General features: G+C 59.0%; 34 protein-coding genes, 3 pseudogenes and 1 riboswitch. Of the genes and pseudogenes, 14 read left to right on the plus strand and 23 right to left on the minus strand.

Annotated features, from left to right (window positions below; translation table 11 throughout):
* Window positions 1-60: 60 nt before the first annotated feature.
* The 4 genes from NL528_RS23560 to NL528_RS23575 all read left to right on the plus strand — a co-directional run bounded on the left by NL528_RS23560 (window position 61) and on the right by NL528_RS23575 (window position 2,723).
* A complete protein-coding gene (locus NL528_RS23560; RefSeq protein ID WP_309176842.1) occupies window positions 61-258 on the plus strand; it encodes a helix-turn-helix domain-containing protein in 198 nt (65 codons plus the stop codon).
* A gap of 164 nt (window positions 259-422) precedes the next feature.
* Window positions 423-1,322, plus strand: a complete 900-nt coding sequence (locus NL528_RS23565; protein WP_309176843.1) for a helix-turn-helix domain-containing protein — start codon at window positions 423-425, stop codon at window positions 1,320-1,322.
* Between the two features lie 116 nt (window positions 1,323-1,438).
* Entirely contained in the window at window positions 1,439-2,299 is an 861-nt protein-coding gene (locus tag NL528_RS23570) for a hypothetical protein (protein ID WP_309176844.1), read from the plus strand.
* A 133-nt stretch (window positions 2,300-2,432) separates the two neighbouring features.
* Window positions 2,433-2,723: a hypothetical protein gene (locus tag NL528_RS23575; RefSeq protein WP_309176845.1), complete on the plus strand. Its 291-nt coding sequence runs from the start codon at window positions 2,433-2,435 to the stop codon at window positions 2,721-2,723.
* A gap of 13 nt (window positions 2,724-2,736) precedes the next feature.
* On the opposite strand, the gene NL528_RS23580 is transcribed toward NL528_RS23575, so the two are convergent.
* Complete coding sequence (locus NL528_RS23580; protein ID WP_309176846.1) at window positions 2,737-3,702, minus strand: site-specific integrase; 966 nt, start codon at window positions 3,700-3,702, stop codon at window positions 2,737-2,739.
* Between the two features lie 142 nt (window positions 3,703-3,844).
* Between NL528_RS23580 and NL528_RS23585 the strand changes: the two genes are divergently transcribed.
* Entirely contained in the window at window positions 3,845-4,060 is a 216-nt protein-coding gene (locus NL528_RS23585) for a ribbon-helix-helix domain-containing protein (protein WP_309176847.1), read from the plus strand.
* 554 nt (window positions 4,061-4,614) lie between these two features.
* Window positions 4,615-6,210 carry an ABC transporter substrate-binding protein gene (locus NL528_RS23590; RefSeq protein WP_309176848.1) on the plus strand — a complete coding sequence of 532 codons (1,596 nt, stop codon included), beginning with the start codon at window positions 4,615-4,617 and terminating at the stop codon, window positions 6,208-6,210.
* Window positions 6,211-6,907: 697 nt separating this feature from the next.
* Here NL528_RS23590 and NL528_RS23595 read toward each other — a convergent pair.
* Together NL528_RS23595 and NL528_RS23600 are read right to left on the minus strand one after the other, a co-directional pair.
* On the minus strand, window positions 6,908-8,191 hold the full coding sequence (locus tag NL528_RS23595) for an IS256 family transposase (RefSeq protein WP_309176722.1): 1,284 nt from the start codon (window positions 8,189-8,191) through the stop codon (window positions 6,908-6,910).
* Between the two features lie 67 nt (window positions 8,192-8,258).
* Complete coding sequence (locus NL528_RS23600; RefSeq protein ID WP_309176849.1) at window positions 8,259-8,468, minus strand: hypothetical protein; 210 nt, start codon at window positions 8,466-8,468, stop codon at window positions 8,259-8,261.
* Between the two features lie 62 nt (window positions 8,469-8,530).
* Between NL528_RS23600 and NL528_RS23605 the strand changes: the two genes are divergently transcribed.
* Window positions 8,531-8,815, plus strand: coding sequence for a hypothetical protein (locus NL528_RS23605; protein ID WP_309176850.1), 285 nt, complete (start codon window positions 8,531-8,533; stop codon window positions 8,813-8,815).
* Between the two features lie 51 nt (window positions 8,816-8,866).
* Window positions 8,867-8,977, plus strand: a riboswitch (SAM-I-IV-variant riboswitch).
* Between the two features lie 896 nt (window positions 8,978-9,873).
* On the opposite strand, the gene NL528_RS23610 is transcribed toward NL528_RS23605, so the two are convergent.
* Complete coding sequence (locus NL528_RS23610; RefSeq protein WP_309176851.1) at window positions 9,874-10,179, minus strand: hypothetical protein; 306 nt, start codon at window positions 10,177-10,179, stop codon at window positions 9,874-9,876.
* A 153-nt stretch (window positions 10,180-10,332) separates the two neighbouring features.
* On the opposite strand from NL528_RS23610, the gene NL528_RS23615 reads away from it, so the two are divergent.
* The gene (locus NL528_RS23615) at window positions 10,333-10,995 is read left to right on the plus strand and encodes a hypothetical protein (RefSeq protein WP_309176852.1); all 663 of its coding nucleotides are present in this window, start codon (window positions 10,333-10,335) and stop codon (window positions 10,993-10,995) included.
* 4 nt (window positions 10,996-10,999) lie between these two features.
* Here NL528_RS23615 and NL528_RS23620 read toward each other — a convergent pair.
* A pseudogene (locus tag NL528_RS23620) lies at window positions 11,000-11,089 on the minus strand (SOS response-associated peptidase); the annotation flags it as partial.
* Window positions 11,090-11,212: 123 nt separating this feature from the next.
* Here NL528_RS23620 and NL528_RS23625 point away from each other — a divergent pair.
* The gene (locus tag NL528_RS23625) at window positions 11,213-11,575 is read left to right on the plus strand and encodes a hypothetical protein (RefSeq protein ID WP_309176853.1); all 363 of its coding nucleotides are present in this window, start codon (window positions 11,213-11,215) and stop codon (window positions 11,573-11,575) included.
* Window positions 11,576-11,882: 307 nt separating this feature from the next.
* Here NL528_RS23625 and NL528_RS23630 read toward each other — a convergent pair whose 3' ends face one another.
* The 3 genes from NL528_RS23630 to NL528_RS23640 all read right to left on the minus strand — a co-directional run bounded on the left by NL528_RS23630 (window position 11,883) and on the right by NL528_RS23640 (window position 13,118).
* Entirely contained in the window at window positions 11,883-12,269 is a 387-nt protein-coding gene (locus tag NL528_RS23630) for a hypothetical protein (protein WP_309176854.1), read from the minus strand.
* A gap of 76 nt (window positions 12,270-12,345) precedes the next feature.
* Window positions 12,346-12,540, minus strand: a complete 195-nt coding sequence (locus NL528_RS23635; RefSeq protein ID WP_309176855.1) for a hypothetical protein — start codon at window positions 12,538-12,540, stop codon at window positions 12,346-12,348.
* A 290-nt stretch (window positions 12,541-12,830) separates the two neighbouring features.
* On the minus strand, window positions 12,831-13,118 hold the full coding sequence (locus NL528_RS23640) for a hypothetical protein (RefSeq protein WP_309176856.1): 288 nt from the start codon (window positions 13,116-13,118) through the stop codon (window positions 12,831-12,833).
* Window positions 13,119-13,445: 327 nt separating this feature from the next.
* Between NL528_RS23640 and NL528_RS23645 the strand changes: the two genes are divergently transcribed.
* Window positions 13,446-14,729, plus strand: coding sequence for an IS256 family transposase (locus tag NL528_RS23645; RefSeq protein WP_309176722.1), 1,284 nt, complete (start codon window positions 13,446-13,448; stop codon window positions 14,727-14,729).
* 4 nt (window positions 14,730-14,733) lie between these two features.
* On the opposite strand, the gene NL528_RS23650 is transcribed toward NL528_RS23645, so the two are convergent.
* From NL528_RS23650 to NL528_RS23665, 4 genes and pseudogenes are all read right to left on the minus strand, one after another.
* Window positions 14,734-14,979 carry a hypothetical protein gene (locus NL528_RS23650; protein WP_309176858.1) on the minus strand — a complete coding sequence of 82 codons (246 nt, stop codon included), beginning with the start codon at window positions 14,977-14,979 and terminating at the stop codon, window positions 14,734-14,736.
* A gap of 653 nt (window positions 14,980-15,632) precedes the next feature.
* Window positions 15,633-16,214 (minus strand): SOS response-associated peptidase family protein, encoded by a 582-nt coding sequence (locus tag NL528_RS23655; protein ID WP_309176859.1) that lies wholly within the window; start codon window positions 16,212-16,214, stop codon window positions 15,633-15,635.
* A 2-nt stretch (window positions 16,215-16,216) separates the two neighbouring features.
* Window positions 16,217-16,603: an ASCH domain-containing protein gene (locus NL528_RS23660; RefSeq protein WP_309176861.1), complete on the minus strand. Its 387-nt coding sequence runs from the start codon at window positions 16,601-16,603 to the stop codon at window positions 16,217-16,219.
* A gap of 11 nt (window positions 16,604-16,614) precedes the next feature.
* Window positions 16,615-16,872: pseudogene (locus NL528_RS23665) on the minus strand (hypothetical protein); the annotation flags it as partial.
* A 578-nt stretch (window positions 16,873-17,450) separates the two neighbouring features.
* Here NL528_RS23665 and NL528_RS23670 point away from each other — a divergent pair.
* Window positions 17,451-17,654, plus strand: coding sequence for a hypothetical protein (locus NL528_RS23670; RefSeq protein ID WP_309176862.1), 204 nt, complete (start codon window positions 17,451-17,453; stop codon window positions 17,652-17,654).
* A 209-nt stretch (window positions 17,655-17,863) separates the two neighbouring features.
* Here NL528_RS23670 and NL528_RS23675 read toward each other — a convergent pair whose 3' ends face one another.
* A complete protein-coding gene (locus tag NL528_RS23675; RefSeq protein ID WP_309176863.1) occupies window positions 17,864-18,034 on the minus strand; it encodes a hypothetical protein in 171 nt (56 codons plus the stop codon).
* A gap of 325 nt (window positions 18,035-18,359) precedes the next feature.
* Between NL528_RS23675 and NL528_RS23680 the strand changes: the two genes are divergently transcribed.
* Window positions 18,360-18,662, plus strand: a complete 303-nt coding sequence (locus NL528_RS23680; RefSeq protein ID WP_309176864.1) for a hypothetical protein — start codon at window positions 18,360-18,362, stop codon at window positions 18,660-18,662.
* Between the two features lie 32 nt (window positions 18,663-18,694).
* Here the strand turns inward: NL528_RS23680 and NL528_RS23685 are convergent, their stop codons facing one another.
* From NL528_RS23685 to NL528_RS23700, 4 genes and pseudogenes are all read right to left on the minus strand, one after another.
* On the minus strand, window positions 18,695-18,853 hold the full coding sequence (locus NL528_RS23685) for a hypothetical protein (protein ID WP_309176865.1): 159 nt from the start codon (window positions 18,851-18,853) through the stop codon (window positions 18,695-18,697).
* Window positions 18,854-19,812: 959 nt separating this feature from the next.
* Window positions 19,813-20,076 carry a hypothetical protein gene (locus NL528_RS23690; protein WP_309176866.1) on the minus strand — a complete coding sequence of 88 codons (264 nt, stop codon included), beginning with the start codon at window positions 20,074-20,076 and terminating at the stop codon, window positions 19,813-19,815.
* Between the two features lie 473 nt (window positions 20,077-20,549).
* Window positions 20,550-21,193: pseudogene (locus NL528_RS23695) on the minus strand (SOS response-associated peptidase).
* 766 nt (window positions 21,194-21,959) lie between these two features.
* Window positions 21,960-22,115 carry a hypothetical protein gene (locus NL528_RS23700; RefSeq protein WP_309176867.1) on the minus strand — a complete coding sequence of 52 codons (156 nt, stop codon included), beginning with the start codon at window positions 22,113-22,115 and terminating at the stop codon, window positions 21,960-21,962.
* 212 nt (window positions 22,116-22,327) lie between these two features.
* Between NL528_RS23700 and NL528_RS23705 the strand changes: the two genes are divergently transcribed.
* The gene (locus tag NL528_RS23705) at window positions 22,328-22,552 is read left to right on the plus strand and encodes a DUF2934 domain-containing protein (RefSeq protein WP_309176868.1); all 225 of its coding nucleotides are present in this window, start codon (window positions 22,328-22,330) and stop codon (window positions 22,550-22,552) included.
* Between the two features lie 121 nt (window positions 22,553-22,673).
* On the opposite strand, the gene NL528_RS23710 is transcribed toward NL528_RS23705, so the two are convergent.
* Together NL528_RS23710 and NL528_RS23715 are read right to left on the minus strand one after the other, a co-directional pair.
* The gene (locus NL528_RS23710; protein ID WP_309176869.1) at window positions 22,674-22,820 is read right to left on the minus strand and encodes a hypothetical protein; all 147 of its coding nucleotides are present in this window, start codon (window positions 22,818-22,820) and stop codon (window positions 22,674-22,676) included.
* 577 nt (window positions 22,821-23,397) lie between these two features.
* Entirely contained in the window at window positions 23,398-23,589 is a 192-nt protein-coding gene (locus tag NL528_RS23715) for a hypothetical protein (protein WP_309176870.1), read from the minus strand.
* A 317-nt stretch (window positions 23,590-23,906) separates the two neighbouring features.
* Between NL528_RS23715 and NL528_RS23720 the strand changes: the two genes are divergently transcribed.
* On the plus strand, window positions 23,907-24,119 hold the full coding sequence (locus NL528_RS23720) for a hypothetical protein (protein ID WP_309176871.1): 213 nt from the start codon (window positions 23,907-23,909) through the stop codon (window positions 24,117-24,119).
* 182 nt (window positions 24,120-24,301) lie between these two features.
* Here NL528_RS23720 and NL528_RS23725 read toward each other — a convergent pair whose 3' ends face one another.
* The 4 genes from NL528_RS23725 to NL528_RS23740 all read right to left on the minus strand — a co-directional run bounded on the left by NL528_RS23725 (window position 24,302) and on the right by NL528_RS23740 (window position 25,667).
* The gene (locus tag NL528_RS23725; RefSeq protein ID WP_309176872.1) at window positions 24,302-24,502 is read right to left on the minus strand and encodes a hypothetical protein; all 201 of its coding nucleotides are present in this window, start codon (window positions 24,500-24,502) and stop codon (window positions 24,302-24,304) included.
* Window positions 24,499-24,852, minus strand: a complete 354-nt coding sequence (locus NL528_RS23730) for a hypothetical protein (RefSeq protein WP_309176873.1) — start codon at window positions 24,850-24,852, stop codon at window positions 24,499-24,501. Before NL528_RS23730 ends, NL528_RS23725 begins: the two co-directional genes overlap by 4 nt.
* A gap of 245 nt (window positions 24,853-25,097) precedes the next feature.
* Window positions 25,098-25,385, minus strand: a complete 288-nt coding sequence (locus tag NL528_RS23735; protein WP_309176874.1) for a hypothetical protein — start codon at window positions 25,383-25,385, stop codon at window positions 25,098-25,100.
* Window positions 25,386-25,487: 102 nt separating this feature from the next.
* Window positions 25,488-25,667, minus strand: a complete 180-nt coding sequence (locus tag NL528_RS23740) for a hypothetical protein (protein WP_309176875.1) — start codon at window positions 25,665-25,667, stop codon at window positions 25,488-25,490.
* Window positions 25,668-25,985 lie beyond the last annotated feature (318 nt).

Here is a 25,985-nt window from a genome sequence, read left to right on the forward strand (position 1 = left end):
GTTGTGAGACGAGATAAAGTGACTATAGTGGTGTAGCACCACCATACAAGGAGACGAACAGTGTCGAAAAATGAAAAAGCTCCCAGCCTCGTGTATCGAGTGCCGGAAGCCGGTGCCATTCTCGGACTCACTAGAAATGGCGCTTACGCGGCAGCGAAGAGGGGAGATATTCCGACCATCAGGATCGGAAAGCTGCTGCGTGTGCCGGTTAGAGCCGTCGAGCGGATGCTCGACATGAAAAAGGGGGATAACGCATAAGCAATGTCTACCCCAGAAATGGCGAAACCCGCCGCCGTGATCACGGCCGGCGGGCTTCGAGATTCTGAGCAGCTTGGCTGCGGGCTCAGTTCACAAAATGCCACGGCAATGAACGCCAGGCAAGCGTTGCCTGACAACTCGCCGCCATGTCTGCGCGCGCCGCCATGACAGACACTTTCACACGCGATCTATTCGCATGGCTGAATCAGGTTCTCGCCGATCGCAGTCTGCCCGCCACGGCCTTTATGGTGGCCTACCGCATTACGCAGCACATCAACCGCAAATCTGGCAGGGCGTGGCCGTCGCAGGACACCCTGGCGAAGGCGACCGGTCTCACTGTTCGTTCTATTCGCAGTCTGACAGATCGGCTGCAGGAGGGTGGCCACCTCGACATCGAACCTCACCGAGGTCGTCGCCAAACCAACATCTATCGGCTCGCCATAAAGCGGAAGCCAGCCTCCGGTTTGGATGACGATAACGACGCGGATGACGCGGACGCCAGCAGCGACATGGCTGACGATAAAGAGGAAGCCAGCTTCCCCAATTCAGACGAAGAAAACCGGAAGCCAGCTTCCGCTGTCGACGACGAAAAAGAGGAAAATCAGCGTATGAAAAGAGGAAATCCAGCGCACGAAAAGAGGAAGCCAGCTTCCGACGAACCATCTGAGAACCAAGCGGCGCCTCACGACGCCGCTTGGGAGGGAAAGAAAGCCAGCGAGCGCGCGCCCGAGGGGCGCGCGCTGGAAGAAGGGTTCAAGGAGTTTTGGCAACTCTGGCAGCGCGGACATCACGATGATCGAGAGCAGGTCTCCAAGGCCTTCATCGGTGCTGCCAGCAAACACGACATGGCGGACATCCTGGCGAGTGCGCGGCGCTGGGCGGCTGCAAGAGAGCCACAGTATCTGCCGGAACCGGTGAAGTGGTTGAAGGGCGGCTGGCAGAGCGAACCGCCGCCCAAGCGGTCGACTGGCGGTGGCAGTGGGCGCCGTTCTGGCGGAAAGCCTGACCCCGTCGAGGAAGCGCTGCGAGCCGGTGGATTCGATGTTGGAGGGAAGGACGAATGAGCAAGATTCCTACGGTTCCGCCGACTGCAACGCGTTCGATCGCGCACTGGCCGACGCAGCAGAAAATCGAACGCGCGAAATACTGCCTCGACCGGCTCGTTGAGCACCATGAGGCGATGTCGAACGCTGCGAGAAGTTTGAAACAAGAGCCATCAGACAGCGAACTTAAACGAGCTCGAACTGTACTTGAGCGTTATGCGACATCCGGTGCGCGCAAATCAGTTGCCGACGGCCATCTCGAGACACTGCTCAACGAATGCGAACCCACGGACTGGCTTGACGACAATGGCGATGTCCGAAAATCCGAAATTGCCAAAATGATTGCGATGTTGCTCGGGAGTTTTTCGACATCAAACATTCCGAACCCCGCCGTATTCGCGCAGGTTTTGATCGATGACGTGATGGCGCGCAATCCATACTTCTTCGTGGCGCTGGAATGCACATGTCGCGAAATCCGAACCAGGCAAAAGTTCATGCCTGCGATCTGCGAAGTCATCTCCGAACTCGACAAGCAAAAAGATGCCTGGGACGAGCGCGACGATGCACTCCACGAGATTGAGGATCGATATGCCGAGCTGGTCAAGCTGGTCGCCAGCACCGAACAGAAACTTGAGGCCGAAGCCAAAGCCGTGCAGCGGAAGGCGGCCAAGGCAGCACCGCCGGTCGTCGGTGATCGCGTTCGCCATCTAAAGTTTGGCGCTGGCACAGTCACCGAGCGGATCGAGGTATGGGGCGACCGCCACGACCATCACCGCGTGCTGTTCGACTCCAGCGGGGAGTCGCGTTACGTCGCCGGCATGGATTGTCTGGAAAAGCTGATCGAGGGTGATGAAACCTACACCGCGCCGATTCTGATGTTGGAGCACAACTCGTCACTGCCTATGGCACCACTTCATGACGAGTGCCAGACCGACACAAATCGCACTTTGGATTCGGATCCCAAGGTCAGCCGCCCAATCGCGTTTGATTCGGATTGACGATTGACATCTCGCGCGAACACCCGTTGAGTTTACGGCGTAAGATCAACCATTTACGGGTTTACAAACCATGGCTGGAGGTCGCCCGGTCGGCTCAATCAACACGCAAAGGCCCTTCGCCGATGCCTTGAGAATGGAACTGGCGGCTGCTGGCGACAATCAGCGGGCGCTGCGCGCCATCGCGCGCAATTTGATCAACATCGCGAGCAGCGGCGAACCGATCGCACTCCAGGCGATCAGGGAGATTGCCGATCGCGTCGATGGCAAGGCGCGCCAGACGAGCGACATCACGCTTCGCAACGCGCTTGCGCGCGAGCTCACTGATGACGACCTGGCTGCAATCGCAGTCGGGGCCAACGTGGAGCGTCAAGAGGCCCATGATGAGCCACAGGACCCACAGCCGGATTCATCAAAGCTGAACTGAAGCGGGCGGCCGCTTAAAGCAACCCGGCGCCCGCATGATCCTTGAACAGTTCGGCGTCGCGGACGTAACCGCGCAGCGAATCAACAGCCCTGTGCCGGGAGACGTCCATCATCTTGAGAATTGACGCGCCGTTTGACGCAGCTGACGTGAGAAAGCCGGACCGCAGCGAATGGCCAGAGAAGGTACTGGCGTCCAGACCCACGCTGCCGGCCATCGCCTTGACGATGCTGGCGACAGACCGATCAGTAAGCCGAGCACTTGCGACCACGCCGGCTTTGTTCACCGATCGGAACAGCGCGCCGGACTCGATTCCGGCCGCGTCCAGCCACGCGCGCAACGCCCGTACCGGACAGGCGAACATACCACGGGCAATAGCGATGGTGGCACCTTCGCGGTCCTGATCGGTCTTCGACTGGCGGATCGTGACCCGAAGGCCGGCCTCCGATTCCTCGATATCAGCCACGTCCAGTGCAACCAGCTCCGATCGCCGGAATGCGCCGGCGAAGCCAAGCAGGATCAATGCCCGATCGCGCTTGCCTGCCAATGTGTTTGGGGAGGCCGTTACCATGGCTTTGATGCGTTCCGCCACGGCAGGGGCCTTGCGCACCTTGGCCGCGCCCACCGAACGCCTGATGCCACGCAGGGTCGCCTTGACGCCTTCTGCGTCGGTTGGCGTGGCAAGGCTGGCGAGCTTGTGAGCATAGCGGATGGCGGCAACGCGCCGGCCGAGCGTTGAAGGCCTGACGCCGGCGTCGGCTTCTGCCGCCAGGAACGCCGCCACGGTCTCAGGGGCAGCCGGCAAGGATTGCGCGCCTTTACCGTCGCACCATTCCTTGAACAGTCGAAAGTCCGTGCCGTAGGCCTTGCGCGTCGCGGGTGCTTTCTCGGCCTTGGCGTAGTTGACCGCCGCGGCCAGATCAGGGGCGAGCGTCACCGAAACGGAACTCGAGGCATTCTGGATGGCGAGCGGTGCGGTCATGGCAAGAGTTCCATTACTTCCGAGAATTACGGTTATCGGAAGCTATATCGACTTTGTGATATCACGCAAGCACGATCTGCTGGGTTGGCAATATTGAGGCGATTTCGCTATCTCTCGGTTTGACGTCCTTGGAGCACCACCCATGTCCCGACCAGCCAAGCCGACCAGGCTCAAGTCCCGCGATGCCGGATCCTTCAAGGGATTGCTGATCAGAATGAACCTCGAGGGCTGGCGATCCCTGCGGATCCTGGCGGCCGAAACCGACGCAACCCTGAACTCCCTGGCGATCGAGGCCTTCAACGATCTCCTGAAGAAGCACGGCAAGAAGCAGACGATCGAAAATCCATTGGCGGATTAGCTTCGCGCTCGATCCAGGTCATCGACCGACGCCGCCGTTGAATTTGTGGGGGTGGCGGGGCGGGGTAAGGGGCCAATTTCCAGTTATCAAGAGAACCGGAAGCCCCCAACCGCTACCGCGCAATTCCCAAGCTCAAACACTGACACTACATTCATTCATCCGCGCAGAAAATCAGAACCCGGCTAACGAAACATACGCGACGAGCCAGCCTGCTGATGTCTGCTTTTGGGGGGATGAACGGACATGGCGGTGAAGCATGGCGACTTCCGAGTTTGACCCATCTGCGACATGGGGCTCCAGACTTTCGCAGCGCAAAAAGCTTTGTTCGTTCCTTCGCTAAAGCGTGATATTGTCCCCTCTATTGCATGCACACGACCTCCGGAGGGAGGGGTCCGCGTGGCAATCCACATCCGACGGCGGGAATTCATATTTGCACTGGGCGGCGCAGCAGCTGCGTGGCCGCTCGCTGCACGCGCGCAGCATGCAGCAGGGGCAGATCGGCTGCACGCCAGCGCAAGAATTAAGCAAGGGCCGAACCGTGCAGGGAGAGAAGCATGCGAAGCGGGCGCGCGTTTGCTGCCGCGATGTCGTGCCTGTTGCTCCTGGGCAGCATAGCGATCGCGGGCGAGCCGAAGCAAGGCGGTATTTTCCGGATCTATCACCGCGACAGCCCCGGCAGCGCGTCGATCCATGAGGGCGCGACCAATTCGATCAACATCCCCTTCATGCCCGTCTTCAACAACCTGGTCATCTATGACCAGCACATCGCGCAGAACAGCTTGGACGACATCCGCCCCGAGCTCGCGGAAAGCTGGGCGTGGAGCGCCGACAAGAAGACGCTGACTTTCAAGTTGCGGCAGGGCGTCAAATGGCATGACGGCAAGCCGTTCACGTCGGCCGACGTCAAATGCACCTTCGACATGCTGATGGGCCAGTCGCAGCAAAAGTTCCGCCAGAACCCGCGCAAGACCTGGTACGATCAGGTCAATGACGTCACAACCAACGGCGACTACGAAGCCTCCTTCAATCTGAAGCGGCTGCAGCCCTCGCTGCTGGCACTGCTCGCCTCCGGCTACACGCCGGTCTATCCCTGCCACGTAAGCCCAGCGGAGATGCGCACCCATCCGATCGGCACCGGCCCGTTCAAATTCGTGGAGTTCAAGGCCAACGAATCGATCAAGCTGACGCGCAACGAGAATTACTGGAAGAAGGGCCTGCCGTATCTCGATGGCATCGAATTCACCATCATTCCGAACCGCTCGACCGCGATCCTCGCTTTCATCGCCGGCAAGTTCGACATGACCTACCCGACCGAGGTGACGATCCCGCTTTTGAAGGACGTCAAGACCCAGGCACCGAACGCGGTCTGTGTCGTTGCGCCGACCAACGTCTCGGCCAACATCATCGTCAACTCCTCGAATCGGCCGTTCGATAATCTGGACATCCGCCGCGCGCTGGCACTCGCGCTCGACCGCAAGGCCTTCATCTCGATCCTGTTCGAGGGCCAGGGCGATATCGGCGGCACCATGGAGCCCGCGCCGGACGGGCTGTGGGCGATGCCGAAGGAGATGCTGGAGCAGATTCCGGGCTATGGCCCTGACATCAACGCCAACCGCGAAGCGGCGAAGAAGCTGATGCAGAAGGCGGGCTACGGCCCCGACAAGCACCTCGCCGTCAAGGTCTCCACCCGCAACATCCCGATCTACCGCGATCCCGCGGTGATTCTCATCGACCAGCTCAAGAGCATCTATATCGATGGCGAGCTCGACGTCGTCGACACCGCGCAATGGTTCCCGAAGGTCGCGCGCAAGGATTACGCGCTCGGCCTCAATCTGACCGGCAACGCCGTCGACGATCCCGACCAGTCGTTCTACGAGAACTATTCCTGCGGCTCGGAGCGGAACTACACGAACTACTGCAACAAGGACATCGAAAAGCTGTTCGACGAGCAGTCGCAGGAAACGGACGTCCAGAAGCGCAAGAAGCTGGTCTGGGAGATCGACAAGAAGTTGCAGGAGGACGTCGCCCGTCCGATCATCTTCCACAGCCGCCAGGGCACCTGCTGGCAGCCCTATGTCAAGGGCGTCACCATCATGGTGAACAGCTCTTTTAACGGCTATCGTTACGAGGACGTGTGGCTGAACAAGTAGGGTCCGCTGCAAAGCCATTTGCTGCGCTGCACGAGTCCGGCTGTGGCACATTTGAGACCTCCCGCGATGTTTGCTGTCCGGTCGCTATCGGAGGACAAGCGGACATGTCGCGGCCATAGCAAGATCGACGCGAATGATCCGATCATCTCCGGCGATCGACTGCTCGACTGCGAAATGGTCGGTGGGGTTCGCGCTGTGATCTTGATGGTTCGGTGGGACGTGGACGGCATCGAACGTGAAGAACATCATCACGCGATCGGAGGGCTGAGGCGCTGCGGATCGGGGGGAGAGCCCAGGCGCGGTTGACGAGGCCCCGGCGGGGTGGGGTAAGGGGCCGATTTCGGCAACCAGTGAAAACGATAAGGCCCCCGCCATGTACCGACCAACAATTTCGGTCACCGCTCTTGCGCCTTGAAACAGATGATGCGACATCAAGCGATTACGGTGGTTAGTTTTAGAATTGTGTATTTGTTCAGGTAAGTGGTGGCGGTAGGCGCAATCAATCAAGATTTCATCGAGGCATCACTGAGCCTCAATGCATTCCCCGATCTTTTGAGAAAACGCAGGGTCTAACTTATCTATCTCCTGGCAGATTTCGTCTCGAATTTCCTCGGCGGGGGATAAACACATTCATCTCAGATAGCGCATCGATGAATTCTTGGGAGCTATCGCCAATTTTTGGTGACGGCCTGATCAGTCAGGCGGCGGCGGTTGCGGGCTGAGGGGCGGCCAGCTTGGCGGTGACCTCGATCCCGTCGGTGAATTTCACACCGAGAATGATCTTTGGCAAGTGTGCATGTCCGTCGAGCCGTCGCCAGGATCGTTGCGCCCCTTCGACCAGCTTGAATACCATGGCGAGAGCGGTCTTGTTTGAGAGGCAGCCTTTCGATCGGATCGTGCGGTGGCGGACGGTCGCGAAAGTGCTTTCAATCGGGTTGGTGGTGCGCAGGTGCTTCCAATGCTCGGCCGGGAAGTCGTAGAAGGCGAGCAGCAGGTCGCGATCCTTCGTCAGACAATCGACGGCCTTCTGGTATTTCGGCGTGTAGCTTTCGATGAAGGCGTCGAAGGCGACTTCGGCATTGGCCTTGGTCTCGGCCATCCAGATTTCCTGCAGCGCCCGCTTGGCCTTTGGTTGCACACTCTTGGGTAATTTGCCCAGCACGTTCGCCGTCTTGTGCACCCAACAGCGCTGCTCGCGTGCTTTCGGCCAGACCTCGCCGGCCGCTTTCCAGAAGCCGAGCGCGCCGTCGGCGATCATCAGCTCGGGCCGGGCATCGAGCCCGCATCGCTTCAGATCCAGCAGCAGATCGCGCCAATCCTGCGCACTTTCCCGAGCGCCATCGGTGAACCCGACGAGCTCTTTCTTGCCCTCGGGCGTCGCGCCGATCAGCACCAGGATGCACTGCTTTTCATCTTCCAGCCGCGCCTCGAGGTGGATGCCGTCCGCCCAGACGTACACGTAGCGCTTGCCCGACAAATCACGCTTGCGCCACTGGGCATGATCATCCTGCCAGCCGTCCTTCAGGCGGCCGATGGCGCTGGCCGAGAGGCCGGGCGCATCCTTGCCGAGCAAGGCCGCCAGAGCGTCCGAGAAATCGCCGGTCGAGATGCCCTTCAGGTAGAGGATCGGTAGCAGCGTCTCGATCGACTTCGAGCGGCGCATATAGGGCGGCAAGATCGATGGCGAGAAGCGGATGCGGCGGGGATCGCCGGCTGCGGCCTCGCGATCGCGCACGCGGGGCTGGCGCACCGGGACCGCGCCGATGCCCGTCATCACCTCGCGCTCGGGCAGATGACCGTGGCGCACCACGCGTTGGTGGCCATCCTCGGTCTTCAAATCGGCATGCTTGGAAAGAAACCCGGCGACCTCGGCCTCCACCGCCTGGGCGAGAAGGGCACGCGCCCCATCGCGCAAAATGTCGGTGAGTTGGTCGCTGAAAGTTCCTGGCTGAATCAGTTTTACGACGGTATCCTTAGACACGGCATATCGCTCCTTTGGTGGAGAAGTGGAGGCGTTGAACACCCCCACGATATGCCGCCTTCCCGATTCACGCCGTCACCAACTTTGGGCCATAGCTCAATTCTTGGGCGGTTTTCATACTAGTCTTTCCCGCTGCCATGAATTTATATTCGTCACCCATGCTGAAGTGTCGGATCGAAAACGTGCCGTCTTTTCGTTTTGTAAAGACAACAGTATCTGTCCACGACGACATCATCGTCGCATTGTCTTTCTGCCAAATGATGATGCGTTCTGCCATGAACAGCGATTTCCTAACCGCAACGTCTTGCTATATTTGAACGAAACCCGAAGGAAATGAAATTGCCGAAAGCACCTTACAAAATATTTTCGATCTCGTGGGGCAATGGTGGCGAGGTTTGCGTCGAGCTTTCAGTGAGCAAGGCACAATGGGATCGAATTGTTCGTGGCGACACAATTTCCATCAAAGGCGAAGGTTATGGCTACGACGGTGATTGGTTCAAGGACATATGGAATTTCTCCGGTGGACTGGATGGCAATTTGGAGGTTTGTTACGGGCAACCATCAATCGGCGACTATTCAGGTCAGGGGTTTGTTGGGGCACCAAGGGATGCTCTGACCGATTGATACCTTTGCCGAACTGCCGGCTTGTAATCGCCGCGATTGAGCTTACGGTACTGATTGCATCTCGACGAAGGCTGGCACCTTCACCAACCTGCCACGCTGCGGCAAGGTGGTCTCCACGACAGTGGGATGTGGCCGTTCTTTACGGCAAACTCAGCAGAGTGGTGCCAGCCCTCAAAGAGAGGGATTAATGACAGCGCCAGCACCCAATCAACATAATGATACTCAAATGACGCGCAGACTTCCTTGGTGCTGCCGCGTCACTGTTCTGTGCGCCGGCCATCGTGCGGTCCACCAGCCTCATGCCTGTGCGCAGTGCGCAGCTTAATAGTACCGATTGGACCTCAATTTGCCGGGTTCTTGGAACGCTTATTTGACCACTCGCTCGACAGCAATTTGAAAACAGGCCGAATGGGCACGAATATCGATGGGAGAATAATTCCCGGAGCTGAGGCTCGCCGATTGGTCGCTCGTGCGCGGGCACAAGGATGGCTTCCACCTGGGGTTGATCAGGTCTGCGGCGCCCAGGAGATCGGGCTGATGGGTTTGGTCAAGTAGAAAGGACGATGACTATGGTACGTGTACAAGCTGAGAACGGCTCATTCTATCACGAGCCGCCCTACACCCCCGAGGAGGAAGCCGACTTCTATCGGCGCACGGGCAATGGCCCGGTCGCTATCTTAAAGGACCGAGATTCTCCCCACGGTAAGGCTCCCCCGAAAGCATCTGCTGCGCCGACGAAAAAATCGCCGCCGCAGCCGCCGGAAGAATAGCGCGTTTCTTCACTGCCGCCATGCCGGCGTAACGCCGCTGCGCAGCCTGCCCAGCACGCCAGTGACGCTTTACTGCATCCTACTTAAGTGGATCAACTTGTTTCAAAGTCCCAGGCTGGAGCCAAGGAGTGCCTGGGTGATTGGATGTTGGCTAATCGGTCGGGTTGCACCAAGGCAGTCGGGGCATTTCAGTTCTTTAGTCATTGTCTTGACTCCGAATCGACCACTATTGGCCGTCCCCGAAAGTCAAGCAGGTCGGGTCGGCCAGCAACGCACCGATTTTTATTCCTATCGATCCCGCTTCAGCTTCCGCTTGCCCCAATGCGTCTCTTTGCGATCTGGATTGAACACCCGCTCACCCGCCGGGTACAGCGCCTGCATCATCGCAATCCGCGCGAACATCGTCGGGCCGTTTTGATTGACGACCACCAGCAGCGCCTCGGTAGCGTTCCGCCATGGCGCGGTGTTCTGCGTCGCCTTCGGCAGCGATTGGATGTATTCGCCAGCGTCCTGCAGCGTGACGAGCCGGCGGCCATCGGGCAGGGGGATCGGCTCCTCGAATTCGCGGCCCCAGCCTGATTTTTGGTCCGGCATCCCCTTCGCCCCTCGAACATCCAAGCCGAGCGCGGGTACAGAGGCAAGTCGCTCCTGCTCACAGAGGTTACCCTTGCCCATTGGTCGAATTGTTTCTAGATGTTCTGGTTGCATCGCCCGCTACCAACAAGAACCTTACCGCAATGGTCGCAGATGAATCTGATACAACGTGTCCGGCGTAAGCTCTTTCCGCCCCGAAAAGTGATCGAAGGGTACGAGAATGAAGAGCTGGTCGACACGATTTTCCGTAAAACTTTAGCTTATGAGCCTACGGGCGACTGGCCGCTCGTGGCTACCGTGAAAACGGTGCTCGATTTCGGCGGCGGTGCAGGTTTGCATTATAAGCTCGCGCGTCAGCAGAGCCCCGACATCCGCTGGGCGATCGTGGAAACTCCGGCCATGGCTCGCCGTGCGGGCGAGTTAGCAACGAATAGGCTGAGGTTCTTCAGCGACATTGACAAGGCAGCCGATTGGCTCGGCGATGTAGAACTGATGCACTCGAACGGTGCTATCCAATACGTTCCGGACGCAATCGAGACCGTGAGGGCTCTCTGCGCGACGCGGCCGTCGACAATGGTGTGGAAGCGCGTGCCAACCAGTGACGACGAAACGTTAGACTCAGAAGTGCAGACATCGTTCCTCAGCGACAACGGCCCTGGATCACTGCCGACGGCGAAGGACAAGCTGGTGAGGTACGAGCGAAACCGGATACCGTCGCAGGCCTTCGTCGCAGCGCACGAGGGATATGGCATGGTCGAGCGCAGCTCCGATCCTCTCGAACGCGGCACCGAGCAATTCCGCTTTGTTCGACACTAGCAGGTCATGCTGCTGCCTGATCTTCCTTGTCCGCACCACGCGCCACGATCTTCAAAGCATCATCCCGTAGCGGTCGCTGCAACGCTTTCGCTTCACGCACATCATTGTGAGCCGGGGAACCGTTGCTGCCGCATTGGTTTCACCGAATGGCCACACGAGAACCGGACGCTATCCAAAGTTCGTGGATAGCAATTAGCTTCCCAAACTGAGGAAAGGAATGACCATGCGCATCGTTACTGGATCCGTCATTATTGCCGCACTCTCCCTTGGGATGACCGCTTTCGTGCAGGCACAAGGAGCGTCCCCGCAGCCCAGAGCACAGGAGCCGCCTGCTCAGTCCGACACTGTCATTCGGAGAATACAGGTAGTTGACATCAAGCAATTGCAACCTGCGGTCCGCTCAAAGGTCGATGAAATCGTCGCGAAAACAAACGAAGAAGATTTGCAATCACTTCGGAAGTCCATTGACGCGACACCGGAGGCAGTATCTGCGCTTAAAGCGAAGGGCTTCAGCTCGTCGCACGTTGTTGCCATCAACATCGCCGACGGTTTGCTCACGATTTTCGCCAAGACAGCCTAAACCTAAAGCAGACCGTTCCAGTGAAAGCTCCAAAATGGATTGTCACCGCTCCAAGCTCAACGGTACCGTGTTCGGCATACATGATTGGCTTACCTATCTATGGGGTCAAGCGGCCACGTGTCGGAAACTTGTCGGGCAGGCCGACGATCCTCTCGTTAAAACCGAACTGCTTGCGTTGGCGTCGGTCTGCGAGGAGATCGCCGATAACATCGAAGGTCATTTGGCAGGCGGGGAAGGCCGTGCGCCGCATGGGCCAAGGCTGTCATGAAAGAGGCCGCCAACTGAGGCGGCCTTTTCTGCGTCCAGATTACGAAACCTGATATCGCCGGACCTCTCCCGGCTTCTTGTCAAGCTCTGCCATGTGGTCGGCACTTAATCGCCTTTCCTCCAAGCTGGCTGCCCATCCCTCTGGGATAACGTCGAGCACGCGGTCCAAGGCTTCGTCCCGATCTGTCGCAGCCTGCCAAAATTGGCGTCTTCCATTATCCGGTATAACGCGAACTAGGTGGATTTCTGGGTGTAGCCCGAATTTCTCGGCAAGCAGCTCTTCAACGAGCTTGGCGATACCATCAATGGTCAACTGGTCCGTTATTCTGGAACTCAGCGTTCGATAGCGCTCGATCTTCCTGTCGATTTGGTTGCACTTGTCACACATTGCCGCCCTGTCGCGGGTGTATCGCGGATCAACTAACATGGATTACCCACAGCAGCGCGACCCATGACGGCGACCATCGCGATGTACCCGAACAACGCTACGCTCGGCGAGCGGCTCAGGCTGTATGTCGAAGAGAACTTCCATGTTGCTTGAAGAAGAGATCAAGCTTCACAGGTTCGCCAGTATCTCGCCAGACCAGTCTTTTGCCGAGGCTGGCCGCCACCGCGAGGCGGTGGTGGCCGCCGATTAGAACATGGTCATCCGTTGTTTTGGCGATGATCTCGCCGGCTTCGTCCACGATGATTTTCATGTGCCGCCTCCAATCCAACGCGCCGGTCAGCGCCGCCACAATGGTGCGTGATCTAGCTAACCTCGTGCCGGCCCCAGCGTTCCAACCCATGAAGATCACGGCTTCCGTATTCGATAGCGCCACACCGCGCCGCCATTTGTGTACCAACCCGCATGTAATTAAATCCGAAATGCGCGATGGCAAATATCCTCGCACTCGGCCGTCGCGCGTAGCCCGCGCCGGTTAACCACCCCCAAAGGACCCGGAGGACCGATGCGGAGGGGCCGCCATCATCGCTCGACGGTCAGCGCTTACGGTCCCCACGTTCCACCCTTCGACGCAGTGCGCTGTAGTTCCCGTATCTGATACCCAAACTGCCCTGTCTGCCGTTCAAGGTCGGCTACCCGCGAGGCGAGTTCTTGGAACCGTTTTTCCTCTCTAGCCTTGCGAGCGTCTCGATCTTCAAGCCACCAATAATAAAAGACGCCACCCCAACAAGCGACCACCAACCAGTCGAAGTTTTTGCTGTCGCTGAAGACGATGCTGTAGACCGACATGAGCGACAGGCAAACGTAGCCGATGATCCTTAGTGCTTTCATTGATTGCCCCTAACCATGTTCGACGAGAGCCGTCAGGCCGCGCGCACATCGCAGGCAGCGGCAGGCGACCGATAGCGGACGGGCGCACCTGACCATCAGAAGCGAGGTTCGTTTATAGCCGGTGTATCAGGCTTCCAACCACTGACGGTGACGGTTGGGAGACAGGGAAAGCCTGCCGCTACAGATGCATAGAAGCGATGCCATCCGTCATACACTTCATATCGGTATTCGCCCGGCTGGTGATCTTTCACCTTTACTTCAACCGGCGGGATGACCTGCCTGGGGGTGTTCAACGCCTCCACTTCTCCACCAAAGGAGCGATATGCCGTGTCTAAGGATACCGTCGTAAAACTGATTCAGCCAGGAACTTTCAGCGACCAACTCACCGACATTTTGCGCGATGGGGCGCGTGCCCTTCTCGCCCAGGCGGTGGAGGCCGAGGTCGCCGGGTTTCTTTCCAAGCATGCCGATTTGAAGACCGAGGATGGCCACCAACGCGTGGTGCGCCACGGTCATCTGCCCGAGCGCGAGGTGATGACGGGCATCGGCGCGGTCCCGGTGCGCCAGCCCCGCGTGCGCGATCGCGAGGCCGCAGCCGGCGATCCCCGCCGCATCCGCTTCTCGCCATCGATCTTGCCGCCCTATATGCGCCGCTCGAAGTCGATCGAGACGCTGCTACCGATCCTCTACCTGAAGGGCATCTCGACCGGCGATTTCTCGGACGCTCTGGCGGCCTTGCTCGGCAAGGATGCGCCCGGCCTCTCGGCCAGCGCCATCGGCCGCCTGAAGGACGGCTGGCAGGATGATCATGCCCAGTGGCGCAAGCGTGATTTGTCGGGCAAGCGCTACGTGTACGTCTGGGCGGACGGCATCCACCTCGAGGCGCGGCTGGAAGATGAAAAGCAGTGCATCCTGGTGCTGATCGGCGCGACGCCCGAGGGCAAGAAAGAGCTCGTCGGGTTCACCGATGGCGCTCGGGAAAGTGCGCAGGATTGGCGCGATCTGCTGCTGGATCTGAAGCGATGCGGGCTCGATGCCCGGCCCGAGCTGATGATCGCCGACGGCGCGCTCGGCTTCTGGAAAGCGGCCGGCGAGGTCTGGCCGAAAGCACGCGAGCAGCGCTGTTGGGTGCACAAGACGGCGAACGTGCTGGGCAAATTACCCAAGAGTGTGCAACCAAAGGCCAAGCGGGCGCTGCAGGAAATCTGGATGGCCGAGACCAAGGCCAATGCCGAAGTCGCCTTCGACGCCTTCATCGAAAGCTACACGCCGAAATACCAGAAGGCCGTCGATTGTCTGACGAAGGATCGCGACCTGCTGCTCGCCTTCTACGACTTCCCGGCCGAGCATTGGAAGCACCTGCGCACCACCAACCCGATTGAAAGCACTTTCGCGACCGTCCGCCACCGCACGATCCGATCGAAAGGCTGCCTCTCAAACAAGACCGCTCTCGCCATGGTATTCAAGCTGGTCGAAGGGGCGCAACGATCCTGGCGACGGCTCGACGGACATGCACACTTGCCAAAGATCATTCTCGGTGTGAAATTCACCGACGGGATCGAGGTCACCGCCAAGCTGGCCGCCCCTCAGCCCGCAACCGCCGCCGCCTGACTGATCAGGCCGTCACCAAAAATTGGCGATAGTCAAAGCCGCCGTCCGTTAGATGCGCCCTGCGACCCAAGGGCGGCGGCTCGATGTCGGTGAGCGCGATCAGTTGAACCGCTGGGTAAACCGTAAGCAGATACGCTTCCGTCTCACGCCGGAAATCGTCCATACCAGCCTCAACCCACCAATCGGCCAGCAACTGGAAGCGCCCGCCGCCGCGCGGCAGATCGAAATAGCGATATGTCTCTGTGGCCATACGTGTCGCCGTCACCAGTCGTTTAGTTCGAGGATCAAATCAGCATCGGGACCCTGCTCGAGATCTCTGCCGCTAAGTGCATTCAGTTGATCGCCTTACCGAGCTCGCAGCCAGAGAGCTAGAACGCGCTCACAAGCAATAAGACTTGAGAGAACCCAAACCTGAGCCGCCGCTAGGGTGAACAGCGGCGGCTTTTTCGTTGTTGCTTGGCATCGATATTTTGCAACGCGATTAGCAAAGACGTCGAGTTTTATTCGGCGTTGCACAACCGATGCCTTAAATATCAGCTGGAAGTCCGAGCGAATCGCAGTCACTCTCGTAACCAATCGTCCCGATTAGTGGACGGAAACTAGGGAGACGCGCGATGGTGCTGGTCGCGTTGGAAATCAATTTCGCTCTTTGGATAATGATCGGCTGTGCAGCGATCAAAACGGCCGAGATCGTGCAGTATTTGAATCCGGCTTAAGAGAGCAGCCAGTTCACTGCGGAGATGGTCGCCCAGCCGAGGCCGGCCAGCCAGTGTGTTTCGGCGCCGAAGTCGGGACCCCATGCTGGTCGCCTGCAACTGATTGATTCAACGTGAATTCAGCGCTTCGAGGGGGTCCCGATCGGCGCCGATCGGGACCCCCAAAAAAGTCACTTCTCAAATGTTATCAACGGATTGCGCCCGGCGCGGCGGGGGTCCCATTTCGATCAGCAATGACAGTCAAGATCATGGGCATGGCTTTGGGATGGATCGGCTCGACAACGGCATTCGGCGACGTCGTCAGAAAACCATAGACGAGGTGAGGCCCGGGCACCGGATTGGACTTGGTCCCCCGATCCCCCTTGAACTCGGTCCAGATGCCGGCGAAAGCGCAGAGCGGCCGATCATCGTTCAGCGCGAACCAGACCACGTCTTTCTTTTTCGTCTCCGGATTCGGCTCCGGCGCATATTCGGCGAAGCTGTTGAAGGGCACCAAGCAGCGGTTCTCCGGCTTCAGCCATCCGCGCCAATGCGGCGAGGAGGTGTTGCGGATGTTGGTGACAGGCGGTCCGCCGGTTCGTGGAGGAGGCGGCATCCCCCAGCGCATCAGCACCATCTCGCGCTCGGCGCCAGCATGGCGGATCACGGGCGCCGGATAGTCCGGAAAAACGCCCGGCATCGGCGCCAGGTTGCCGACGTAGCGGTTGATCACGCGGAAGAGGGCGCGGATTGCTTCCTGGTTGGTCGTCACGCTGTAGAGATTGCACATTGTCAGTATCGCTCGATCACATGCTCCACTCGGAAGCGCTCGCACCAAAGCATCATCTGCGGCTGAAATAGACCAGTCCGGGTGAAATAGCGCTTGTGTGCTTCGCGCCAATACGCGAGTGACCGATCGCCTTCACCTTCGTCATAGGCAAACGCCTCATCGACTTGATTGAACTGGCGCTGCGTTAGCTCGATCGTTTTCAAGACGACGCGCGGCCTATTCTTGCCATCGAGCGCCACCATGGGTTTTCCTACAGCGGCTCCTTTCAGCCCCTCGCTAACCGCCCAACACGTAGCGCTCTTTTTGCCTTCAAGCACCAGCCCGACGAGTTCGTCGGCCAGTGCTGGATGGTCGCCAAATGAAAATGTTTCGAGTGATTGCCAGTCCATGACTATGCGCACTATCGTTCCCCCGGCCACCAGCTCGACCGCGGATCACTCGCCGAAATCTTCGTTGGCCGTAGCGCCACGAGATGGCTGCGCTTGACCGGATAGCCCCGCACCTCCGAGCAATCCTTGCAGCGCATGTAGCGCTCTAGCTCATGGATCGGCGTGCACTTCGGTCGCCGCACGATGTCGAGCGCAACGGTCTGATGCGTGTCGCAGCCGAGGCATCGGACTTCGAGGTAGCGGTAACCAGCATTGAGCGCATCGCCCAAAGCTGTGAAGAAAGTCACCAGTCGCTGCTCTATGCGGCCTGCGCCGTCGCGGGGCTCTCCGGAACCATTTCAGAGATTGAAGCGAGGCTGGAAACGGACGCGGATAGGTCGCGGGTGGGGTGACTGAATTCGCCAATCAATGAGTTAGATCGCGCCCGCCGTTTCACGCCGGCGGGTTTTCCTTGGCGCCAAGGGACCGTTTCATTTCGGTTCAGCCATTCCCAGAAAAGCACAACGCCGCCCCGCGGAGTATGATCGCGAGACGGCGTTGGGTAACTACAGGGCCCTCAAATCCCCCTGCACCTGTATGTCAGCAATGACCATGCCAGGTTCGGTTTCGGGAGTTTGGCCGGCCTCGCACGAAGAGCGTGGAGACCGCCGGCTCAGGCTGGAGGGGCTTCTTACGAATCCATCGGTGGCGCTGATCTCTCCCACTTCCTGGCGCCCGTCTCGTGCGCCGAAAGGTCGCATGTTGATCAGACACAAAGAAGTCAATAATTCCAAACGTTTGATGCGAAATTGCTGCTCAGGTCTTCAGTTCATTAAAGATATTTTTTCCTTATTGCGAGGCCGGAACGATGATTTTGGAAACAGATAAATTTGCAGTGGGTATTCGTTTCAAGATGAATGATCTCGGCGCCGTTCGGTGTCCCAACCTGGCCGATAAGAGCGGCATCGTGGTCGCCGTGAGCCGTCGTACCACCGGCGTCGGCGTGCTGTTCGATGGCGACAGACAACCAACCTACTTGCACAGGGACTATATAACTCAAGCCTCTGAATAGCGCTGACGCTCAACGCCTGTCAGGCGGTGCTGGCGTTTTTGCGCTGGCGGCCCTTTCATGAATCCAAACGGCGTCCTGTCGAGCTCTTCGACTTCCTGCGAGGTCGCGCATATCGACCAGCGCACCACGGACCGGGCAATTGCCGAAATGATCAAGTTCGGTCCTGGCGGCGTCGTTCGGCGTCGCGGCCGTTATTGCGCGGGATCGGGTCATTGCTCATCGCTAGTTTCTCCAGGCCCTGTTTGATCGAGCAAGTTTAACGCCGCATCGATCTCGGCTAGAAGGCGCTCAATTTCATCCCGCTCGTGAGGGCCGGGATCTTCCTGCAGCCGTTCCAGCAATGCCTGCTTTCGCGCAAGTAGTTTCGCTGCGGTTGTCATGGCCTAACCGTAACCGGTCCAAACGGCCCCAGCGCGTGAGTGCTGAGGCCGCTCATTGCAAGCGCCCGATCAGGAGCTGGGGGGACAATCATGTCCTAATTCGCTAGAAGCGATGTCCTAATTAGGATAGTCCGCCCTCAGTTGGCGGCCTCTTTCAATTGCCAGCCTTCGGAAGCCCTCGTGATGTAGTTGGCAGCGTCCTTGAGGGTGGAGAGGCTCCGGCCGTTCGGTAGCGGTACCGGGTCGTCGAACGGGGTGGGGGTGTCCGTCGAGAGGATCACCTATTCCTAGTGGCTTGCCAATTCGTTCCGCATTTGCTCGTCTCATGGCTGCTGAACCGCTCAAGTGGTACGACGACAAGGCCGACAATCCGCCGTGGATCAAGGCGCTAGCGGAGGTTCGGCATAGGGCGACGCGTGAGGGCTACCGCTATCAGCACGTCCAGGCGACCATAGTGGCGATCGACCAGTATGCGGAAGCGGCGTTGAGCAATCGGGACTTCTTTTTTAAACAAGCCCCACAGCATCGGCGGCTCAAGGACGAGGGACGTTCCGTGACCGGCGGGTCACGCCGCCGGTTCCCGCCGCTGTCCCACTCTTTATCACCCCGCCTATTGCGTCACACCTGATGCGAGCATGGGGTCCGCTTGACGGCACGTCGTCAAAACAAACGCCGTCTTGCTGCATTGCCATTCACTACCGAGCGCCGCAACTGAGACGGGCTGGGGGCCGCCATCGCTATCAACAGAACAGCCGCGCCGGCCAGCGAATTTGCGATGACGAGCGCGCGCGCTTTACGAGTCCACATCGGGCCGATCATAGCCGTCGCTCCTTTTTGAGATTGCGGCGAGAATACGCTCAGGCCGGCCCTTGTTTTGTAATTGAGATCACAATTCGAAAGGCTTTTCTGCCTGCGGCAAAATGGGTGGACAGTCGCACCTACGAGCCTTGCCGCCGCACGATCAGGCGCTAGCCGTCGTGCTTGAGCGCATTTCACTGAAGGTGATTTTCTGGGGTCGCGGGGCGGGGATAGACATGCCCCATCAAAGTGCCGTGCTGGGGCTCGCGCAAATGGCCCCCATTGGTTGAAAGGAGGAAGGGATCAGGCCCAACGCCTGGGGTACACGACGACGCGGCGCCCTCGGCGGAACGAAGTCTAACGAACACAATTGTCTTATGGGGCCGATGGAGGGCCATCGCCATGAGGATCGAATATCTCGTTGCGATCGTAATAGCCGCCTTTGTCGCTGGTACTGGGCTAGCGGGCCATTCCGTCCAAAGCCCGGAGGCCGTGCGGATAGGCTTACTGACGCCCGCGGGGCAACCGGCCCCGCCGGCAATGCGATTGGCGGCGCGGTTAGCGGAGTCCGTGGATCCGTTTTTGGGTCGGTCCGGTGGCTGACAATCGGCGGACCTCAAAACGCATTGGCGCCACCTGAGTCACCGCTACGGCGGCTGTGATCCACGAAAAGGCACGGTTCCCGAGCTGAGTGATACATCCCGTAACGGTGTGGCGCTCGGCGGCTCGCTCTCCCAAAACCGAGGCGCATGGACCGATAGAGTTTCATCCCGGGGCGCCTCGTGATCCGGCTCACGCAGGAACCACGCCAAATGAATACTTTTGGTCTGGATCAGAACAACAACGCCCCCGGAGAATTGGAGCAGTCGAAACGGCTGGCTTCCGATACAAGCGACCAAACGACCTATCAGCGGCTCAGGGAGTTTGTCGAGGAGCTGAGGCAGAACCTGAAGCGGCGCTTGGCTGCGCGGCGGACACCATCAGGCGAACAGCTCGGCCCCGGTCGGGGTGAATTTCACATAGGTGCCCGACTCGTGCAGCCACAGCCAGCCGCGCTCGATCGCGAACTTAAGCCCGGCGCCGTATTCGGCCGGGCTGCCGCCTTCCTTGAACAGGAACGGTCCGTTGATTTTCTCGATGTGGATTCGGCCGTCTTGCACCGGCTCTACCGCGTCGGCGATCTCTAGCAGTTTTTGCGCTGCCTTTTCTGGATCAGCGAACGGTCGATCGGCGGTCAATTTCACGGTTGTGTCCAGAATTATGGGGCAGTCTGACGCAGATGGCTGCCTAGGAATCGTCCCGAATCAAGGGCAGCTTGCCTGAATGGATGGCCGCGCCCAAGCTACCGTTATATTTTCCTGCCCCAAGTGCGGGGCGGGCTACCAAGCGACGCAAAATCAGCATCAACACCGATGTTACGGGAGTTTCGATTGCTGGGTGTGCAGGACGGAGATTCTTTGCTGGGTCGGGCAGTATGACTACACCGCTTGGCAAGCCGTAGAAACGGTGGTGCCCTTTAGGCGGGTCGACAACTAAGCGATAACCTGTTGACTCTCGGTGGAAGGGCTGCGGTTTCGCACTGCTTGTGTGAATTGCAACGCACAACGAAGTCACGAATCGGTTTACCCTTCAGACTTCTCCCTAGACTGGGACTCGTCGCAAATGGCGGGTCCTTTTTCGCAGCGACACCCGCCTCGAAGGCTCTGGCCGTCTGGCCTCACATCTGCGCCGCGGCGACGATCGTCAGTGCCTTGTCTGGCAAGGGCCGCTGTAGCGCCTTGGCTTCATCCCTCGGCGCGCGCATCCAGACGTCGCGCTCCTCGTCGGTCGTCAGGATTACCGGCATCGCCTTTGAGTGGATGGGCTCGACGATCGCGTTCGGCGACGTCGTTAGAAAGCCATAGACGAGGTGAGGGCCGGGGATCGGCTTTGATTTCGTGCCGCGCGGTCGCCCTTGAACTCGGTCCAGATCCCGGCAAAGGAAAATAGTGGTCGATCGTCATTGAGGCCGAACCAGACAACATCGCTTTTCTTGGTCTCCGGGTTCGGGCTCCGGCGCGTATTCGGCGAAACTGTTCACCGGGACCAGGCAGCGGTTTCCGGCTTCAGCCAGCCCCGCCAGTGCGGCGACGACGTATTGCGAAGGTTGGTGACCGGAGGCCCGCCCGTGCGTGGTGGTGGCGGCATGCCCCAGCGCATCATCGCCAGCTCACGCTCGGCACCGGCACTGCGGATGACGGGCGCAGGATAGTCTGGGAACACGCCGGGCATCGGCTGCAGGTTGTCGACATAGCGGTTTATGACCCGGAAGAGCCTGCCGATGGCTTCTTGGTTCGCGGTGATCGAATAGAGATTGCACATCCCCGCAATGTGCATCGAAGGCGCGCAAAAAGAAACGGCATCGGCAGCGATCCTTGCCGGACTGCGGAAGCGGAACGGCGAAGCGGTGACCGGCAGTGGCGCACCGCAACGATGGCGGCCTCTTTCATTGCGGCTCGCCTTTCGTCGGGCGCCGAAACCATTTTGCCGGGCGACGAAGCGGACCTGAAACAGACCGAGCCGACACTCCTTTGTTCAAGCAAAGGGGACTCACCATGAAACAGGCTCTGGATTTCTTCGGTTCGATTATGTCGGAACTGGCGATGGGCTTCATGACGGCCGCACGCCGGCTGCGAACGCGGCTAACGATATGCGCAAGTCTGTAGTAGCAATCATGTTCGCGACTTTTGTCAGTACGGTTTCGGCACACGCCACAACGTGCAGTGAGGCGGTTGCCCGATGCAAGATAGCTGGGGCGAGCAAGCCTTACATCGAAACCTCGTGCAACGCGGCTGGCGCTTCCTGCATGAGAACTGGGAGGTTCCGCGGTCCCATCACCAATACGACGTGGCCGGATCATCTGATCCGGCAGTGATACTGACCGCCACCGATCGCGGCAAGGAGTCGCCCGGAAATCTACGAATCGGCTGATCCGCTACTCGTCCCGCTTCAGCTTTCGCTTTCCCCAGTGAGAATCTTTGACCCAAGCCGCTGGCAGTCGCGGGTGTTGATCAGAGGCAAATGCCGCGAAGACTAAACCCTGCCGGTTCACGCCGGCGGCCTTTTTCAATGTGCAAGAAAGTTGGACTCAGAAGAAGCCCGGGCTGAGGTCGATCCCGTAGGTCTGCATCAGCAGGAATACCAACACGGCAGCCCCGCAAAGCAAAGCTAACTGTTTGAGGACGTCAAACTCGCCCGAGGTTGAGAGAAATACGCGTGAAAACGCTCGTGCGACAGCAGTCATTTGCGATTCCCAAAAGCACGGCCTCAGGGTGAGACCGGCTTTGGAGTTGTTAGCTGAGTCCGCGCGTGGGCCATGTGATCCAGTTCACAGGTCTTGGAGAGGCGAGGGCGTCGCCCGCCGGTTCACGCTGGCGGACTATCCCAGCGATCGTTTACTTTTTGTTAACCATGCAAGGTAAGAATCGCTGCAAAGCAACGGCAGGAGTTCCGCACATGCAGGACCTTGAACAAGCAATTCGCGAGCGTGCCTATCATTTGTGGGTTGTAGATGGCTGCCAAGATGGCAATGCCGAAGCGCACTGGCTAACAGCGCAGCGCGAGGTTCTGGCGTCATCCTTGGGGAGTCTCGGCAACGTCCGGGCCTCGGCAGCACCAGGCGCGCCCAAGAAAGTTGCGAGGAAGAAAGCTAACAATGCATCGGCGCCCAGCCGTCGGTGATTCAACCAAGCGACGGCCTTTTTGTGCCCGTCTGTTCACGCTGGCGGGCCAAGCACACTCCAGATGATCGCCACTGTCGCGATCACCAGCATGGCAATGACGGTGCGCCGGCCGATACGGTTCATTCGAGAACCTCATATTCGAACGCGACGCCCTCGGGGTCGTTGTCCTCGAACCACTTCTCAGCAGCGTCCGCATTTGCGAACACCTTGATGTGCTCTGCTTCGCCAACCTGCCTGCTCGTGTTGACGTAGACAAATACGGTCATTGGTCTCTCTTCAGCTTGCGCTTGCCCCAATGATGCTCTTTCCGATCCGGATTGAAAACCCGCTCGCCCGCCGGGTACAGCGCCTGCATCATCGCAATCCGCGCGAACATCGTCGGGCCGCGCCTAGGTCGGCCACCAGCACCCGATCATGGCTTCGCATGCAGGAGCAGGACGAAATAAGCTCTCGCTGCTGGATGAACGTCGAGCCGTCGCCATGCGCACGGCAGATTGTGCTGAAGGCAGTCCGGCAGGCGAAGGCTGCGTGATTTGCTCTGCAGCACTATCAAGCCCGCCGGTTCGCCGGCGGGTTTTCGTTGCCCGATACGCAGTGGGGCCGCCGGTGGGCATTTAATAACCAGCGGCCCCGCCGACCATTTCCAATTGCCCAGCGTCAATAAGAGCGATGATCGACAGTCAATCAATGCGCCGCGCGGCTACCGGGTTCCTTTTGGGTGCGCTAACAGCAAAATTAACTGGGTGCAGCATAGCGGTGAAGCCGGGTCCGGCCACGAATAGTCCAACGTTAGGAACCAAATTTGCCGCTGCGCTTTTAGTTCATTGAAGATTATTTGTTCATTTATTGCAGAGCTAAATTGTGGATCCGAAAGCAGATAGCATTGCTGTCGGCCAGCGCTTCAAGATGAGTAACCTTGGAGCCGTGCGTTGCCCAAGTCTGGCTGACAAGTTTGGCATCGTTGTCGCCATAGGCCGTCGTAACACGGGCATCACCGTGCTGTTCGATGGCGACGGAAGACCAACGGTCTTGCACAGGACTATATATCCCCGATCTGAACAGCGAAGTGGCCCGCCTAAAGGGCTACCTAATAAAAACCGCAACCAAGGCTGGACGGCCGCGGGCCTCTGTAGGAACATTTGTCCGCTAGACTCAGAGCCGGCGCTTCCGGTTTCAGCCCCCAGCCCCGAGCCGGAAGTTTGGGAATGGCGGTCCCGGCGTGTTGCTCGCGGCGGGGCCGCTTCAAGACGGCGATGGAATGGCACGAAGACAATCGATCGCCTCGGCGATCCAACTGCGCCGGCCGAAGAAAAGACCCACGCGTCGACCGCGCAAAGAAGAAGTGACGATCTATGGACGGAAATATATTCAACAGCGAGGGACATCACGTCGCGATGATCCGAGGGACCGTGATTTTCGACCTGTCCGGCATCAAGCTGTATGATCTCAGAGGCCAAAACATCTACAAGACTACCGGCGAACTCGTAGGGCATCTAAGCTCGCCAGGCGCGGACAAACGGCTCGACAAATCGACCGACAAATTGTTTCCAAACAGGAGCAGGTGAGGCGGTCGGCTGCTTGCCTCCTGGCTTAAATATGTTTGAGAATCGAACACCTTCGCGGCGGTCAATTCCGCCCACCTACCCGATCTGTTCAGCGGGATCGGGGTCGTCGAAGGGGACGTCGACCATCGCATCACTCGGCGCCGTCAGGAAGCAGGATGATCCTCGTTCCCGAGCGGTCGATCTCAAACCATTTTTGCGCGGCAGCGTAGCGTTGGCCGGCGGTATTCGTCGGGGTTGCCGCCGGCGCGTAGGAACGCGGTATTGGTCGCGCCAGTGTATGCGTGGGGCTGGCCGCTTTCGGCGATCGACGCCCGCACGATATCCAGCAGCTTGCGCGCCGCAGCTTCCGGATCGGCGAAGGGGCGGTCAGTGACGTATTTCATCGGGCGGGTATCTGCGACGGGAAGCGCTCGCCGCGATCCCACATAGCATATTTGCGCGCAGTCCAGTCGCGTTGGTCGCGCCACGTCTGAAAGTCGGCACCGGTTCTCTTGGCGAGGAAAATCCCCCAGACGCGGCCGAATTGCGCGCGTGCCTCGTCGAAGCCGGCCGCCCGGCCTGTCTTGCACTCGCCCGGATCGCTGCCTGGATAGAAGCCGCAATTCCACTGCCACTGCGGAGCAGCCCCCGGATTGCCGACGCTCTTGGCGATCGCCCCGACTTGGACATCACCATAATAGATCAGCCAGCAGTCGGCTCGGTCTTTGGAAAGGCGGCGGGTAAGTTCGGGCATAGCGCAATCAAAGCGCACCGCCGGGCCTCCGGCAACCGCCCAAGATGTGGGGCCCGACCTTCTTCCAAGCCGCTGCCGATCGCGGACCGGCCACCCCGGATTCGTCGTACCGTCGGCCTTGACATGGCGAGGTGTTAACGGCTTTTGGCCTGATGCGCTGATTAACGCGAGCAGTCGCGATTTATGCCACTCTCTGCGCGCGGTTACGGGCGACCGGTCGCGCCCCTAATGTCGGTGAAATGCGGTCAGTGCATTCGATGCGCAACGTGTCGCCGGTTCAGTTTAAGCAATCCTTGAATAGCTGACAAACGGTCTTCCAACGCGGCAACCGTAACCATTAGATTGTTGCGGCGTGTATCCAGAGTGCTCATGAGTGCCGGGTCGGAAGCGTCCCTGGTCCGCGCGCGTTCCTTGTCGATGTCGAAAACCGACTTGCGAAGGCCTGCGACCAGCGCCGTGATCTTCTCTGCTTCTTTTGACATGACCCTTGGCGCGATATGCGCGTGCGCCTCCAAATGATGGTGGTGTTTCATTGCGATCCTCCGGTTCTGCCCCAGTGGATTGGAGAACCTTGGCGTGAAGTTATTACCGACCTCTGAAATCCGCCCCAACGAATTGGTTTAAAATTGACGCGGTCATCGCTCCGCCGCCTTCAAGGCCGCCGCAGCGATCTCTTGCGCGGCGTGAAGCTGATCAATGTCGAGGCCGGGGAACTTGCGCTCGATGGCGCTTTCGAGATATCCCATCGTTCGATCCTTTGCTGGTTCCGTCAGCTCGACGATGTACGCGGCGATGTCGGCGGTGTTGTGGGTCATGGGCATTTTCCAATATCGTTTTCGATAGATTTAGCTCTTGTTTGCTCGGTGTGCGGCGAATGAAACTTTCGTTACCTACGATCTTCTTGGAACGTTAGATTGAACGCCTCGTTTTATCCAACACTCGCCCTTGGAGGAGCAACCATGGCTAAGTTCATGTTCTTCGGCGCTGCGTTTTTTTTGATCGCGCTTGCGCCAGCGTCTTTAGCACTCGCTCGGGACGGATCATCCGGCAGTGAGCGTGGCTACCAGCGTGTCGGAGGTGACCACCACGGCGGCGGGTTACATCGTGCCGAGCCGACAATTGTGATAGACGGC

It is taken from the genome of Bradyrhizobium sp. Ash2021 (assembly GCF_031202265.1).
GTDB lineage: Bacteria > Pseudomonadota > Alphaproteobacteria > Rhizobiales > Xanthobacteraceae > Bradyrhizobium.

Excerpts from the sequence above, each read along its gene's own strand:
- NL528_RS23565 (WP_309176843.1), top strand. The coding sequence starts at position 423 with ATGACAGACACTTTCACACGCGATCTATTCGCATGGCTGAATCAGGTT.
- NL528_RS23570 (WP_309176844.1), top strand. The coding sequence starts at position 1,439 with ATGTCGAACGCTGCGAGAAGTTTGAAACAAGAGCCATCAGACAGCGAA.
- NL528_RS23575 (WP_309176845.1), top strand. The coding sequence starts at position 2,433 with ATGGAACTGGCGGCTGCTGGCGACAATCAGCGGGCGCTGCGCGCCATC.
- NL528_RS23580 (WP_309176846.1), bottom strand. The coding sequence starts at position 3,702 with ATGACCGCACCGCTCGCCATCCAGAATGCCTCGAGTTCCGTTTCGGTG.
- NL528_RS23585 (WP_309176847.1), top strand. The coding sequence starts at position 3,845 with ATGTCCCGACCAGCCAAGCCGACCAGGCTCAAGTCCCGCGATGCCGGA.
- NL528_RS23590 (WP_309176848.1), top strand. The coding sequence starts at position 4,615 with ATGCGAAGCGGGCGCGCGTTTGCTGCCGCGATGTCGTGCCTGTTGCTC.
- NL528_RS23600 (WP_309176849.1), bottom strand. The coding sequence starts at position 8,468 with ATGGCAGAACGCATCATCATTTGGCAGAAAGACAATGCGACGATGATG.
- NL528_RS23610 (WP_309176851.1), bottom strand. The coding sequence starts at position 10,179 with ATGCCGGACCAAAAATCAGGCTGGGGCCGCGAATTCGAGGAGCCGATC.
- NL528_RS23615 (WP_309176852.1), top strand. The coding sequence starts at position 10,333 with ATGAATCTGATACAACGTGTCCGGCGTAAGCTCTTTCCGCCCCGAAAA.
- NL528_RS23625 (WP_309176853.1), top strand. The coding sequence starts at position 11,213 with ATGACCATGCGCATCGTTACTGGATCCGTCATTATTGCCGCACTCTCC.
- NL528_RS23630 (WP_309176854.1), bottom strand. The coding sequence starts at position 12,269 with ATGTTAGTTGATCCGCGATACACCCGCGACAGGGCGGCAATGTGTGAC.
- NL528_RS23635 (WP_309176855.1), bottom strand. The coding sequence starts at position 12,540 with ATGAAAATCATCGTGGACGAAGCCGGCGAGATCATCGCCAAAACAACG.
- NL528_RS23640 (WP_309176856.1), bottom strand. The coding sequence starts at position 13,118 with ATGAAAGCACTAAGGATCATCGGCTACGTTTGCCTGTCGCTCATGTCG.
- NL528_RS23650 (WP_309176858.1), bottom strand. The coding sequence starts at position 14,979 with ATGGCCACAGAGACATATCGCTATTTCGATCTGCCGCGCGGCGGCGGG.
- NL528_RS23655 (WP_309176859.1), bottom strand. The coding sequence starts at position 16,214 with ATGTGCAATCTCTACAGCGTGACGACCAACCAGGAAGCAATCCGCGCC.
- NL528_RS23660 (WP_309176861.1), bottom strand. The coding sequence starts at position 16,603 with ATGGACTGGCAATCACTCGAAACATTTTCATTTGGCGACCATCCAGCA.
- NL528_RS23670 (WP_309176862.1), top strand. The coding sequence starts at position 17,451 with ATGATTTTGGAAACAGATAAATTTGCAGTGGGTATTCGTTTCAAGATG.
- NL528_RS23675 (WP_309176863.1), bottom strand. The coding sequence starts at position 18,034 with ATGACAACCGCAGCGAAACTACTTGCGCGAAAGCAGGCATTGCTGGAA.
- NL528_RS23680 (WP_309176864.1), top strand. The coding sequence starts at position 18,360 with ATGGCTGCTGAACCGCTCAAGTGGTACGACGACAAGGCCGACAATCCG.
- NL528_RS23685 (WP_309176865.1), bottom strand. The coding sequence starts at position 18,853 with ATGATCGGCCCGATGTGGACTCGTAAAGCGCGCGCGCTCGTCATCGCA.
- NL528_RS23700 (WP_309176867.1), bottom strand. The coding sequence starts at position 22,115 with ATGACTGCTGTCGCACGAGCGTTTTCACGCGTATTTCTCTCAACCTCG.
- NL528_RS23705 (WP_309176868.1), top strand. The coding sequence starts at position 22,328 with ATGCAGGACCTTGAACAAGCAATTCGCGAGCGTGCCTATCATTTGTGG.
- NL528_RS23710 (WP_309176869.1), bottom strand. The coding sequence starts at position 22,820 with ATGACCGTATTTGTCTACGTCAACACGAGCAGGCAGGTTGGCGAAGCA.
- NL528_RS23720 (WP_309176871.1), top strand. The coding sequence starts at position 23,907 with ATGGACGGAAATATATTCAACAGCGAGGGACATCACGTCGCGATGATC.
- NL528_RS23725 (WP_309176872.1), bottom strand. The coding sequence starts at position 24,502 with ATGAAATACGTCACTGACCGCCCCTTCGCCGATCCGGAAGCTGCGGCG.
- NL528_RS23730 (WP_309176873.1), bottom strand. The coding sequence starts at position 24,852 with ATGCCCGAACTTACCCGCCGCCTTTCCAAAGACCGAGCCGACTGCTGG.
- NL528_RS23735 (WP_309176874.1), bottom strand. The coding sequence starts at position 25,385 with ATGAAACACCACCATCATTTGGAGGCGCACGCGCATATCGCGCCAAGG.
- NL528_RS23740 (WP_309176875.1), bottom strand. The coding sequence starts at position 25,667 with ATGACCCACAACACCGCCGACATCGCCGCGTACATCGTCGAGCTGACG.